The sequence below is a fragment of the Pseudomonas sp. LBUM1640 genome, from assembly GCF_059716225.1.
Genome location: NZ_CP166816.1, coordinates 5,990,901 through 6,003,942 on the forward strand (window position 1 = coordinate 5,990,901; position 13,042 = coordinate 6,003,942).

General features: G+C 60.2%; 13 protein-coding genes. 8 read left to right on the forward strand and 5 right to left on the reverse strand.

The features are described 5' to 3' along the window. The first annotated feature begins 171 nt into the window (after window positions 1–171). Both ACA065_RS26595 and trmA read left to right on the forward strand, forming a co-directional pair. The gene (locus tag ACA065_RS26595) at window positions 172–1,467 is read left to right on the forward strand and encodes an NCS2 family permease (protein ID WP_446434880.1); all 1,296 of its coding nucleotides are present in this window, start codon (window positions 172–174) and stop codon (window positions 1,465–1,467) included. Then, window positions 1,464–2,543 (forward strand): tRNA (uridine(54)-C5)-methyltransferase TrmA, encoded by a 1,080-nt coding sequence (gene trmA, locus ACA065_RS26600; RefSeq protein WP_497692184.1) that lies wholly within the window; start codon window positions 1,464–1,466, stop codon window positions 2,541–2,543. Before ACA065_RS26595 ends, trmA begins: the two co-directional genes overlap by 4 nt. On the opposite strand, the gene ACA065_RS26605 is transcribed toward trmA, so the two are convergent. Next, window positions 2,526–2,993 (reverse strand): DUF2442 domain-containing protein, encoded by a 468-nt coding sequence (locus tag ACA065_RS26605; RefSeq protein WP_497692185.1) that lies wholly within the window; start codon window positions 2,991–2,993, stop codon window positions 2,526–2,528. The two genes, trmA and ACA065_RS26605, sit on opposite strands and share 18 nt — an antisense overlap. Continuing rightward, window positions 2,990–3,418, reverse strand: coding sequence for a DUF4160 domain-containing protein (locus ACA065_RS26610; RefSeq protein WP_497692186.1), 429 nt, complete (start codon window positions 3,416–3,418; stop codon window positions 2,990–2,992). Before ACA065_RS26610 ends, ACA065_RS26605 begins: the two co-directional genes overlap by 4 nt. 351 nt (window positions 3,419–3,769) lie before the next feature. Here ACA065_RS26610 and aroQ point away from each other — a divergent pair, with 351 nt between their 5' ends. Then, on the forward strand, window positions 3,770–4,210 hold the full coding sequence (gene aroQ, locus ACA065_RS26615; RefSeq protein ID WP_497692187.1) for a type II 3-dehydroquinate dehydratase: 441 nt from the start codon (window positions 3,770–3,772) through the stop codon (window positions 4,208–4,210). A 5-nt stretch (window positions 4,211–4,215) separates the two neighbouring features. Next, on the forward strand, window positions 4,216–5,064 hold the full coding sequence (locus ACA065_RS26620; RefSeq protein WP_497692188.1) for a shikimate dehydrogenase: 849 nt from the start codon (window positions 4,216–4,218) through the stop codon (window positions 5,062–5,064). A 123-nt stretch (window positions 5,065–5,187) separates the two neighbouring features. On the opposite strand, the gene ACA065_RS26625 is transcribed toward ACA065_RS26620, so the two are convergent. Beyond that, complete coding sequence (locus tag ACA065_RS26625; RefSeq protein ID WP_497692189.1) at window positions 5,188–5,853, reverse strand: TetR/AcrR family transcriptional regulator; 666 nt, start codon at window positions 5,851–5,853, stop codon at window positions 5,188–5,190. An 80-nt stretch (window positions 5,854–5,933) separates the two neighbouring features. Continuing rightward, a complete protein-coding gene (gene quiC, locus ACA065_RS26630) occupies window positions 5,934–7,835 on the reverse strand; it encodes a 3-dehydroshikimate dehydratase QuiC (protein ID WP_497692190.1) in 1,902 nt (633 codons plus the stop codon). A gap of 212 nt (window positions 7,836–8,047) precedes the next feature. Here quiC and ACA065_RS26635 point away from each other — a divergent pair, with 212 nt between their 5' ends. Beyond that, window positions 8,048–9,382 (forward strand): MFS transporter, encoded by a 1,335-nt coding sequence (locus ACA065_RS26635; protein WP_497692191.1) that lies wholly within the window; start codon window positions 8,048–8,050, stop codon window positions 9,380–9,382. 1 nt (window position 9,383) lies between these two features. Here ACA065_RS26635 and ACA065_RS26640 read toward each other — a convergent pair whose 3' ends face one another. Beyond that, window positions 9,384–10,262 carry a DMT family transporter gene (locus ACA065_RS26640; protein ID WP_497692192.1) on the reverse strand — a complete coding sequence of 293 codons (879 nt, stop codon included), beginning with the start codon at window positions 10,260–10,262 and terminating at the stop codon, window positions 9,384–9,386. Window positions 10,263–10,461: 199 nt separating this feature from the next. Between ACA065_RS26640 and ACA065_RS26645 the strand changes: the two genes are divergently transcribed. The 3 genes from ACA065_RS26645 (at window position 10,462) to ACA065_RS26655 (ending at window position 12,910) form a co-directional block, all read left to right on the forward strand. Continuing rightward, window positions 10,462–10,878 (forward strand): lipoprotein, encoded by a 417-nt coding sequence (locus tag ACA065_RS26645; RefSeq protein ID WP_497692193.1) that lies wholly within the window; start codon window positions 10,462–10,464, stop codon window positions 10,876–10,878. A gap of 157 nt (window positions 10,879–11,035) precedes the next feature. After that, window positions 11,036–11,923 (forward strand): KPN_02809 family neutral zinc metallopeptidase, encoded by an 888-nt coding sequence (gene ypfJ / locus ACA065_RS26650; RefSeq protein WP_497692194.1) that lies wholly within the window; start codon window positions 11,036–11,038, stop codon window positions 11,921–11,923. After that, window positions 11,924–12,910, forward strand: a complete 987-nt coding sequence (locus ACA065_RS26655) for an alpha/beta hydrolase (RefSeq protein ID WP_497692195.1) — start codon at window positions 11,924–11,926, stop codon at window positions 12,908–12,910. Window positions 12,911–13,042: the final 132 nt, after the last annotated feature.

Here is a 13,042-nt window from a genome sequence, read left to right on the forward strand (position 1 = left end):
CCCAAGGCCATGCACCATCAAAACCAAGCCTATGCGCCACTGGCCGTCGGCTGCTGGTATGATGCGCCGCTTTTTCCGATCCTCTCTGAAACCACAGCCGCTTGGCGCAGTTTGTGCTTTGACTTAGAGGTCAACAAATAACGACGCAAAATAGCGTCACAGGGAGCCGGCATGCTGGAAAAGCTGTTTCAACTCAAGGCACACAACACCAATGTGCGCACCGAGATTCTCGCGGGGATCACGACCTTTTTGGCCATGGCCTACATCCTGTTCGTGAACCCGAGCATCCTCGGCGAGACCGGCATGGACAAGGGCGCGGTGTTTGTCGCGACCTGCCTGGCCGCCGCCATCGGTTCGACCGTGATGGGCCTGATCGCCAACTACCCGATCGCGCTGGCACCGGGCATGGGCCTCAACGCCTTCTTCACCTACACCGTGGTCCTGCACATGGGCCACACCTGGCAAGTCGCGCTGGGCGCGGTATTCATTTCGGCGGTGCTGTTCTTCCTGCTGTCGATCTTCCGTATCCGTGAGTGGATCATCAACAGCATCCCGCTGCCCCTGCGTTCGGCGATTGCTGCCGGTATCGGCCTGTTCCTTGCGCTGATTGCCCTGCATAACGCCGGCATCGTGGTCGGCAACCCAAACACCCTGGTGGGCCTGGGCGACCTGAAAAAACCAGCGCCTATCCTGGCCACCTTTGGTTTTATCCTCATCGTTGCGCTGGAAGCCCTGGCCGTACGCGGTGCGGTGCTGATCGGCATCCTGGCGGTGACCATTGTCTCGATCCTGTTGAATGTCACCCCGTTCGGCGGCGTGATCTCGATGCCACCATCCCTGGCCCCGACCTTCCTGCAGCTGGATATCAAAGGCGCGCTGGATATCGGCCTGGTCAGCGTGATCTTCGCGTTCCTGTTCGTTGACCTGTTCGACAACTCCGGCACCCTGATCGGCGTCGCCAAGCGCGCCGGCCTGATGGGCAAGGACGGCCACATGCCGAAAATGGGCCGTGCGCTGATCGCCGACAGCACCGCCGCCATGGCCGGTTCGCTGCTGGGCACCTCGACCACTACCAGCTATATCGAATCCGCTGCAGGCGTGAGCGCCGGTGGCCGTACGGGTTTGACCGCCGTCGTGGTCGCGATCCTGTTCCTGCTGGCGCTGTTCTTCTCGCCACTGGCGGCCAGCGTGCCTGCTTTCGCCACCGCACCAGCGCTGCTGTTCGTGGCCGTGCTGATGACCTCGGGCCTGGCCGAAATCGACTGGGACGACATTACTGTTGCAGCGCCGGTGGTGATCACCGCCCTGGCGATGCCCTTCACTTACTCCATCGCCAACGGCATCGCCTTCGGTTTCATCGCCTGGACCGCCATCAAGCTGCTTTCGGGCCGCTACCGTGAGCTGAACCCGGCACTGGTGATCCTGTCGATTCTGTTTGTGATCAAGCTGGGCTGGTTCAACGCATGACTTTTGACGCCGCAAGCTACACCGCTCAACTGCAAGACAAGGTCACGCGCTTGCGTGACCTGCTGGCACCGTTCGACGCACCAGAGCCGCAGGTATTCGATTCGCCGCTGCAGAACTTCCGCCTGCGCGCGGAGTTCCGCCTGTGGCGCGAAGGTGGCGAGCGCCACTACGCGATGTTTTCCCAGGACGACAAGCGCACGCCTATCCTGATCGAAGAGTTCCCCATCGCCAGTGCACGCATCAACCAGTTGATGCCGCAACTCAAGGCCGCCTGGCAAGGCAGCGCCGCCCTGAGCCACAAGCTGTTCCAGGTGGAGTTCCTCACCACGTTGGCCGGCGACGCGATGATCACCCTGTGTTATCACCGCCCGCTGGACGAGCATTGGCACACCGCCGCAAACAAGCTGGCGGCCGACTTGAATGTGAGCATCATCGGCCGCTCCAAGGGCAAGCGCGATGTGATCGGCCACGATTATGTGGTGGAAAAACTCGAGGTTGGCGGCCGCACGTTCAGCTATCGCCAACCTGAAGGCGCGTTTACCCAGCCCAACGGCACGGTGAACCAGAAGATGCTCAACTGGGCATTTGAAGCCTTGGGCGATCGACCGGATGATTTACTGGAGCTGTACTGCGGCAACGGCAACTTCACCCTGCCGTTGGCAACCCGTGTGCGCAAAGTGCTGGCCACCGAGATCAGCAAGACCTCAGTGAATGCGGCCCTGAGCAACCTCGATGAAAACGCCGTGGATAACGTGGCCTTGGTGCGCTTGTCTGCCGAAGAACTCACCGAGGCGCTCAACGAAGTGCGCCCGTTCCGACGCCTGCACGGCATCGACCTGAAAAGCTACGAATTCGGCAGCGTCTTCGTCGACCCGCCGCGCGCCGGCATGGACCCAGACACTTGCGAGCTGACCCGTCGCTTTGACAACATCCTGTACATCTCCTGCAACCCGGAAACCCTGGCCGCGAACATTGCGCAACTGCATGACACGCACCAGATTACCCAGTGTGCGATGTTTGACCAGTTCCCGTGGACACACCATATGGAATCCGGGGTGTTATTGACCCGGCGGTAATTCAACGCCCTCTTCTTCCTTCTTGCGTGGTCGACCGCCCTTCTTGCCATTGGCTCGGGCGGCCGCCGACTTGGCGGCGCTGCTTTTGCGACCGTTGCGCGAGGCTACCAGGCTTGTGGCCAGGTCCATCAAGGGCTGGCTTGTGGCGATCAGGCCTGTGATCGAAACATCCAGGTCCTTGGCCTCACAGCAAAGTGCCTTGCCGCCAAAACCAACCTCCAACTGCTGGAAATCCTCCAAGGAAAACCCGTCGAACTCCGGCAGGCCGGCCACCGGCAACACGACGCGGCTACCGTCGCTGAAGCCGATGGAAATGCACGCGTCTTCGTAACGCACATTGCTGGCGTTGGCGTACAGACGCTTCAATTTGCGCCCACGGGCTATTGCCTTGTCGACATCCGCCTCAGTGAGCGGTTTATAGGGCACCGTTTTGGCTTTTACGATTTTCATAAATTAATCCCCACGCAATCTGGCGCTCTTACCAGATTCAAAATTGTCCGTTGCTCCACGACGTCGTGCCAAGCGCTTGCGATGACATAGACACCACGTCGAATGACCAGCCCTGGAACCAACTCACCAGCGTCCCAATCCCAGGAATGATTCTCCAGGCAAACCGTTTGCAGTTTCTCCCACCAAATCCTGCGTGCCCGCGCCAAGTAGTGCCGCTGCATTATTGCCTCGCGTATTTCCTTCAGGACCGCTGTGGGTGGCTGCCTCCGTTCAGGCTCTATGTCCCACAACTCCACGTCCCCATCCAGAAAACTGAAACGAAACCGTGCATCCCATGCCTTGCCCCTGACATGCACATGCGGCGGGCAATGCTCATCCCTTAGAAACACTGAAATCACATATCCCTTGTAAGCACCTACTCTCATCGTAACCCATCCGTTAGGTTATTTTCCGTCAGGTAACACTTTTCCTCGTGCAGCCCGACAACCGGCTCCAAAATCCAGAAGCTGTTTCACAGATTAGTAACGATGAACAACCCGGCGAACGCTGGGTTGTAACCACTCATGCCGACGGCTGGAAAGACCCCGCGCGTCGTGCTGGGCTTGAGCTCAGGGTTGCTGGCCATAGCGAGCTCCCGCAAGGCGCCGTCCTGCGCAACCAGTCACGCAATGAATAACAGTTCGATAATCGAACACATCCGCCGCCATCAATTGACCAAATTAACCATCCAGTACATTTTATCTTCACAACCAATAAGAACTGTGGAGAACTCCCCAATGCCGCCTATCGTGCTGGTGCTCAACGGCCCCAACCTCAACCTGCTCGGCACTCGCGAGCCCGCCACCTACGGCCATGAAACCCTGGCCGACATCGCCACCCTGTGTGGCCGCAGCGCAGAAAAACTCGGGCTGAAAATCGAGTTCCGCCAGACCAACCACGAAGGCGAACTGCTTGACTGGATCCACGGCGCCCGCGCCCGTTGCGCCGGCATCGTAATCAACCCCGCGGCCTGGACCCACACCTCGGTAGCGATTCGCGACGCGCTGGTGGCCAGTGAAGTGCCGGTGATCGAAGTGCATTTATCCAACGTGCACGCACGTGAGGCGTTCAGGCATCACTCCTTTGTGTCGCCCATCGCCAAGGCGGTGCTCGCCGGATTCGGCAGCCACGGCTACCACCTGGCCCTGGAACACTTCAGCCACACCTTGAAGGGATAAGCTCGATGAAACCGCGCATCCTCGCCGGCTTGATCGGCTCGGGCATCCAGGCCTCCCGCACTCCCGCCCTGCATGAGCAGGAAGGTGACGCTCAGGGCCTGCGTTATTTGTATCACCTGATCGACCTGGAACCACTGCAACTGAGCATCACCGCCCTGCCCGACCTGCTGGACGCGGCGGAGCTGATGCAGTTCACCGGGTTGAACATTACCTACCCATGCAAGCAGGCGATTCTGCCGCTGCTCGACGAATTATCCGACGAAGCCCGAGGCATTGGCGCGGTCAATACCGTGGTGTTCAGGCACGGCAAACGCATCGGTCACAACACCGATTGCCTGGGCTTCGCCGAAGGCTTTCGGCGCAATTTGAATGACGTCGCCCGCCAACGTGTGGTGCAGATGGGCGCCGGCGGTGCGGGCGCGGCGGTGGCCCATGCGTTGCTGGCAGAAGGCGTGGAGCACTTGAGCATTTTCGATGTAGACAAGGCTCGCGCGCGCGACCTTGTGGATAACTTGACGCAGCGTTTCGGCAGCGGTCGCGCCCAGGTCGGCAACCACCTGGAAAACGCCATGGCCGAGGCGGACGGCTTGGTCAACACCACGCCGATGGGCATGGCCAAACTGCCCGGCACGCCGGTGCCGCCTGCCCTGTTGCGGGCAGAATTATGGGTCGCGGAAATCGTGTATTTCCCGCTGGAAACCGAGCTGCTGCGCAACGCCCGCGCCCTGGGGTGCCGCACGCTGGATGGCGGCAACATGGCGGTGTTTCAGGCGGTGAAGGCGTTTGAGTTATTCAGTGGCGAGACGCCGGATGCACAGAGAATGTTGGCGCACTTCCAGAGCATGAATCTCTGATTGCCGAAACCGAAACGGTGGGAGCGGGCTTGCTCGCGAAAGCGGTGTTTCAGCCACCGGATGTATTGACTGACACACCGCATTCGCGAGCAAGCCCGCTCCCACAGGGGTAGCCCGCTGGATTCACGCCTGCAGGTAACGCATCACCGACTCACAAATCATCTCCCGGTGCCGCTGTTTAACCGCCTCATCCGACAGCTCGATCTGAAAGATCTCACTGAACGTGTGGCGGTTGGACACTCGGTAAAAGCTGAATGAATTGATCAGCAGGTGCACGTCCAACGGTTCCAACCCCTGGCGGAATAAACCCATCTCAGCGCCCCGCCGCAACGTCGCCCCCAGCCCCTCAAGAATATTGCTGTTCATCGCCTTGATCGAATCCGAGCGCTTTACGTACTCGGCGTTGTTGATATTTTCGATGCTGACGATTCGCACGAAATCCACATTCTGGTCATGGTGATCAAAGGTAAATTCCACCAGCCGCCGTATCGCTTCGCGCGGTTCCAGGGCGGTGAGGTTCATGCGTGTTTCGGTATTGCGAATGTCGCCGTAGAGCTTCTCCAGCACCTCGACGTACAACTGCTCCTTACTGCCGAAGTAGTAATAAATCATGCGTTTGGAGGTGTGAATGCGTTCGGCAATAGCATCGACGCGAGCACCGGACAGGCCCTGCTGGACAAACTCGACGATGGCTTCCTGAAGGATGTTTTCGCGGGTCTTTTCCGGGTTGTTCTTACGACTCTTGCGCGGTGCGTCTGACACAGCGGAGAGGTCGGGGGTCAGGGTCATGGTGCGCTCACGGCCATTTTTGTTGTGCAGGCCGCGATTATGAGCCGAGGCGCTCCCCGAAGGAAGCACCTGGCCGTCAGTCATAACCGTGCTTGGCGCACTGCGCCGCTGCGTGACTTGGCCATCGCCGCCAGACGCACCGCCACGTTGGCCGCGCCGTACCCGGCATAACCGTTTTTGCGCTGAATGATCTCGAAGAAAAACCGCCCCTCGAAGGGCTCGGTGTACACGTGAAACAGCTCACCGCCCTGAGCGTCACGGTCGTACAACACGTTGTAGTAGGCCAGTTCGCTGAGAAACTCGTCGTCGAAATCAAACCGCGCCGCCAGGTCGTCGTAGTAGTTGAGCGGGATGTCCAGCAACGGTACGCCCGCCTCTTTGGCCCGGCTCACCTCGGCGAAAATATCCGCGCAGTCGAAGGCAATGTGGTGCACGCCCGAGCCACGATAGCTGGACAATGCGTGGGAAATGGCGGTGTTGCGGTTCTCGGAAATATTCAACGGCAGGCGAATCGAGCTGCAACGGCTACGCAGCGCGCGGCTTTTGACCAGGCCGTAAGGGTCGGGCAGCACCACTTCGTCATCGGCTTCGAAATCCAGCAGGCTCTTGTAGAACAGCACCCAGCTGTCGAGGCTGTCGGCCGGCAGTGCCATGGCCATATGGTCGATGCGCAGCAAGCCGCCACTCGAGGCGGTGGCGGCTTGCAGGTTGAAATCAGTGTCGTAGAGCCCCCCTTCGCTTGGGTCCACCAGGTAAATCAGGCTGCCGTCCGGCGCACGCACGGCGGCCAACTCAAGTTCATTCGGCCCGACCAGGCCGCGATAGGGCTGGCCCTTGTAAGCCACCGCCCGCTGCAACGCCTTGGCGCTGTCCTTGACCCGAATCGCCGTGGCACACAACGACGGCCCGTGGGCTTCGAAGAAATTGTGGGCAAAGGAATAGGGCTCGCAGTTGAGGATCAGGTTGATGTCACCCTGGCGCAACAGGCTCACGCTCTTGGAGCGGTGCTGCCCGGCCTTGACGAACCCGAGGCGCTCCAGCCATTGCGTGAGCTTGGCGCCGAGGTTTTCGTCCACGGCAAATTCGAGGAATTCGATGCCGTCGTATTCGCTGGCAGCCGGGGTCTCAAACAGAATGTCGACCGCCTTGGCAGGTTGCTCCTGCGCCAGGCGCTGACGGGTTTTCTCTTCGAGATAAAGCAGCGAGCGCAAGCCATCCGCCGCATTGGCCCGCGTGGGTGCCGCGCGGAACCCATCGTTGAAAATTTCCAGGGACAGCGGCCCGGTGTAGCCACTCTGGAGAATTGGCGCAAGAAAGCCCGCCAGGTCGAACTCGCCCTGCCCCGGGAAGCAGCGGAAATGCCGGCTCCACTCCAGCACATCCATGGCCAGGATCGGCGCATCGGCCATTTGCACAAAGAAGATTTTGTCACCCGGGATCTGGGCGATTGCACTCGGGTCGCCCTTGAGCGACAGGGTGTGGAAGCTGTCGAGCAGCACGCCGAGGCTCGGGTGGTCGACCTGACGCACCAGATTCCACACCTGTTGCCAGGTGTTCACATGCTTGCCCCAGGCCAACGCTTCATAACCGATGCGCAGGCCACGGCGGCCGGCGTGCTCGGCGAGCAGGCCGAGGTCGTCGAGCAAAATAGGCTCGTCGCCGACGCAATCGGCCGAGGCATTGCTGCACACCAACACCAGGTCGGTGCCCAGTTCCTGCATCAGGTCGAACTTGCGTTCGGCGCGTTCCAGGTTGCGCGCCAGGCGGTCGCGGCGGCAGCCCTCAAAGTCGCGAAACGGCTGGAACAAGGTGATGGCGATGCCCAGGTCGGCGCACATCTGCCTAACTTCACGCGGGCTGCCGTCGTAATACAACAAGTCGTTCTCGAAGATCTCAACCCCATCAAAACCGGCGGCAGCAATGGCTTCGAGCTTCTCCGGCAGGGTGCCGCTCAAGGAAACGGTGGCAATGGAACGTTGCATGGGGCGACTCCCGGCAATTGTTATTTGCGACAAATTATTCGCCCCTAGCCTACACGCAGCAATTAAAATGTACGAACCAGTTAGTTTTTCGTGCGATTACCGAACACTATGCCCGTTTGGCGAATTGACGATGTTTTAACCGCTGCGCACCATCGAACTTGCACCAAGACCCAGAACACACCATAAAAATTTCAAAAAACGGGTACGACCTCATGCCTCTGCAAAATCCCGCCCTGGCCGCGCGCCCGGGCAACCCGCACGCCGGCATCGGCGACAAAATCCGCGGCGCCATGGCCGTGGGCAAGACGCGCTGGGGCATGCTGGCCCTGGTATTCTTCGCCACCACCTTGAACTACATCGACCGCGCCGCTCTGGGCGTGATGCAACCGATCCTGGCCAAGGAAATGAGCTGGACGGCGATGGACTACGCCAACATCAACTTCTGGTTCCAGGTTGGCTACGCCATCGGCTTTGTGCTGCAAGGCCGGCTGATTGATCGAGTCGGCGTGAAGCGCGTGTTCTTCTGCGCGGTACTGCTCTGGAGCCTGGCCACCGGGGCCCACGGCCTGGCCACTTCGGCCGTAGGTTTTATGGTCTGTCGCTTCGTCCTCGGGCTGACCGAGGCCGCCAACTACCCGGCCTGCGTCAAGACCACCCGCCTGTGGTTCCCGGCCGGTGAGCGCGCGGTGGCCACCGGTATCTTCAACGCCGGCACCAATGTGGGCGCAATGATGACGCCGATGCTGCTGCCGTTGATCCTCCACGTGTGGGGCTGGCAGGCGGCGTTCCTGTGCATGGCATCGCTGGGCCTGATCTGGCTGGTGTTCTGGGGGTTGAAGTACTACAACCCGGAAGACCATCCGACGGTCAAACAATCCGAATTGGACTACGTGCAACAGGAAGTCGAACCCGAACAACCGAGCGTCCCCTTCAGCCGTATCCTGCGCATGCGTGGCACCTGGGCCTTCGCCCTCGCCTACGCGATGACCGCGCCGGTGTTCTGGTTCTACCTGTACTGGCTGCCGCCGTTTTTGAACCAGCAATACAACCTGGGCATCAACGTGACCCAGATGGGCATCCCGCTGATCATCATCTATCTGACAGCCGACTTCGGCAGTGTGGGTGGGGGGATTCTGTCGTCGTTCCTGATCGGCCGTGGGATGAATCCGATCAAGGCGCGGCTGTTGTCGATGCTGCTGTTTGCCTGCTGCATCGTCGGCGTAATCATGGCGGCCGGCTCCAGCCAGCTGTGGGTCGCGGTGTTCGCCATTTCCCTGGCCATCGGTGCGCACCAGGCCTGGACTGCCAACATCTGGAGCCTGGTGATGGACTACACGCCCAAGCACATGATGAGCACGGTGTTCGGTTTCGGCGGCATGTGCGCGGCCATCGGCGGCATGTTCATGACCCAGATCGTCGGCCATATCCTCACGGTCACGAACAATAACTACACCGTGCTGTTCACCCTGATCCCGGCGATGTACTTCATTGCGCTGACGTGGATGTACTTCATGGCACCGCGCAAGATTCCCCAAGTCGACGCTTGATTCAACGCCGCCGCTGCTGCCAGGCAGCGGCCAACCCGCTCATGCAGATCACCCCGATGCCGACCACCGTGGTCACATCCGGGGTGTGGTTGAACACCAGCCAGCCCAACAACCCCGCAAACACGATCTGGCAATAGCCGAACGGCGCCAGCAAGGCCGGCGCCGCGAAGCGGAAGGCCTGGGTCAACATCAAGTGGGCCGTCATCCCGCACGTGCCCAGCGCCAACATCAGCACGCCGTGCCACAGCGTGGGCAGCTGCCAGAAGAACGGCACCAGCGCACTCATCACCAAGGTATTGCACAGGCCGGCAAAAAAATTGCTGGTGGTCGGTGTGTCGTATTGGCTGAGGATGCGCGTGAGCAATTGGTAGAAACAGAAGAACAGCGCCGAACACAGTGGCAACAACACCGCAGGCGTGAACAGCTCGCCGCCCGGGTGGATGATGATCAGCACGCCGACAAACCCGCAGATCACCGCCAGCCATTGGCCACGGGTCACGTGCTCGCCGAGCAAGGGCACCGACAGTGCTGTCACCAGGATCGGCGCAAGGAAGTTCACCGCCGTGGCTTCCGCCAACGGGATGTAATGCAACGCGGCGGTAAAAAACAGGCTGGTGCCCAACAAGCACAACGCCCGCACCACCTGCATCCCTGGCCGTTTGCTGCGCAGTACACGCAAGCCCGATTGCGGCAGGAAGATACCGGCCATCAGCAAGGTGTGCACCAGATAACGCGCCCACACCACCATCACAATCGGATAGAACCCGGCCAGGTATTTGGACAAGGCGTCGTGGCTGGAGAACAGAAACGTCGCCACCACAATCAACAAGATACCTTTGAAAGGATGGTTGACGCCGGAAAGGGGTGTACTGACAGTCATTGAATCCTCTTGCATGGCGGGCTGAACGCAGAGCACTGAACGCGGTAGCACTCAACCCGGTAATCTAGCAGCCGGGCCTACGTGTGCCCCAAGAGCATAACCAAACACCGTGCGAACAGCGCACTAAATCATGGGATTTGAGTCCAACGCTGCACGTTCCCCCACGCGTTGCACACTTTTTAACCAAGGCCTTGCCGCTATGAAAAAAACACTCTTCGTTCTTTCTGCCTTCGCCCTGCTCACTGCTTGTAACCAAGAGTCCAAGGAAGCCCCCAAACCCGCCCCGGCGTCGGTGCAAGCCACTCTGGTGCCGGCCACCCCGCCCACCGATAAATGGGTCGGCAAGTGGATCGGCGTTGAAGGCCTGAACTTGACCATCGCCAAGGACGACAGCATCGGCCGTGGCCATTACCTTCTAACCATGCAATACGGCCTCGACGCCGACGACGCCGGCACCTTCAAAGGTGAAGCCAACGAAGACGGCATCACCTTTACCCGCCCGGACGGCCCGCAACAGCTGAGCGCCGGCGACGGTGAAGCCACTGGCCTGAAATGGCTGGCGGATAAAAAGGACTGCCTGATCGTCGATACCGGCGAAGGCTATTGCCGCGACTGACATAACTTTCATCTGGCGCCCCTGCCTACACGGTCTGACAGCAGCGATACTAGGCAACTCTCGTCTCTTGTCGGACAGCCGGGCTGGCGCCATGCCTACGCACCAACAACACTGCTGTTAGAAAAGTGTTCCACAGGTTTAACGAGAGGATTGCCCCATGCTATGGAAAAAAGGCCGACGCAGCGACAACGTGGTAGATGCGCGTGATGACAGTGGTGGTGGCGGTGGCGGCATGCGGTTTGGCGGCGGCAAGGGCCTGAGCCTGACGGCGATTGTGCTGATCGTCGGGATCGGCTGGCTGACCGGCCAGGACCCGTTGCAGATCCTCGGCCAGTTGACCGGCCAGATGGAGCAAGCGCCTTCGGTGAGCACGCAATCGCGCCAGGCGCCGCCGGCCAACGACGAGCAAGCCGATTTTGTCCGCGCGGTACTGGGCGATACCGAAGACACCTGGGGCCAGGTGTTCAAGGAGAATGGGTTGGCCTACAAGAACCCGAAACTGATTCTGTTCCGTGGCCGGGTGAATTCCGCCTGCGGTGGCGCCACCTCGGCCAGCGGCCCGTTTTACTGCCCGGCTGACCAGCAAGTGTATTTGGACCTGGATTTCTTCCGGGAAATGTCGCAACGCTTCAAGGCCACCGGTGATTTTGCCCAGGCCTACGTGATCGCCCACGAAGTCGGGCACCACGTGCAAACGCTGCTGGGCATCTCGGCCAAGATTCAAGCCGCGCGCCAACAGGGCCGGCAGATGCAAGGCGACGGCGGCCTGCTGGTGCGCCAGGAGCTGCAAGCCGATTGCTTCGCGGGTGTGTGGGCTAACCGGGCGCAAAAACGCCTGAACTGGCTGGAGCCTGGTGATATTGAAGAAGCACTGAATGCGGCCAACGCCATCGGCGACGACCGTTTGCAGCAACAGGGTCAAGGGCGCGTAGTGCCGGACTCATTTACCCATGGCACCTCGGCACAGCGGGTTCGCTGGTTCAAGACCGGCTTCGCCCAGGGCCAGATCACTCAATGCGACACCTTTACGGCCAAGAGTCTCTAAATGAATAAACGATTGGGTCTACTGCTGGGTTTGATGATTGCCTGTTCCTCCTCCACCTGGGCCGCCGAAAAAGAACACGGCGTCAAAGTGGTCAGTCCCGATCGTTTTCAGCTGGATGCCGGCGCCCTCAGCCTGGGCTTGAGCCAGGACTGGAGCCAGCCGCTGCCCAACGTCACCCGCGCGTTGATCATCGTGCACGGTCGCCTGCGCAATGCGCAGACCTACCTGCAAAGCGGCGAAGATGCGGCCAGTGCTGCCGGGGTTGCCACCACTACTCTGGTGATCGCGCCGCAGTTTCTGAATGACTCAGACATAAAGCGCAACCACCTCGACAGCCAGGTGCTGCGTTGGAACGGCAATGACTGGATGGCCGGCGAGCCCTCCACCGGCCCAGGCCAGGTCAGTTCCTACGGCGCGCTCGACCAGATCATCAAGCACCTGGGCAACCGCAAGCTGTTCCCGGCACTCAAAGAAATCGTGGTGGCCGGCCATTCCGGCGGCGGCCAGGTGGTGCAGCGTTTCGCCCTCACCGGCCACGACCACCCGATGCTGCAAACCGAAGGCATCAGCCTGCGTTATGTAGTGGCCAACCCGTCGTCCTATGCCTACTTCAGCCCACAGCGCCCGGTGAAATTCGATACGGCCAGTTGCCCAGGCTTCAACGACTGGAAATACGGCATGCAAAACCTGCCCGCCTACGCCAAAGGCGAAAGTGCGCAGCAGCTTGAGCAGGCTTACGTGTCACGCAACATCACTTACCTGCTGGGCCAGCAAGACACCGACCCCAACCACCCGGCGCTGGATAAAAGCTGCGAAGCCGAAACCCAGGGCGCGTATCGCCTGATTCGTGGGCACAACTATTTTGACTACCTCAAGGCGCGCCATCCGCAGCTGGCTCAGAAGCTGGTGGAAGTACCGGGAGTCGGGCATAACGGCGATGGGATGTTTACTTCGCCTGAAGGCCAGAAGGTACTCTTCGCGAAGTAACTGACACGACTGGGTTAAAAATGTGGGAGGGGGCTTTTTGTGGGAGCTGGCTTGCCTGCGATGCAAACACCTCGGTCTATCAGCCATACCGAGGTGATCCTATCGCGGGCAAGCCCGGCTCCCACACAAGCC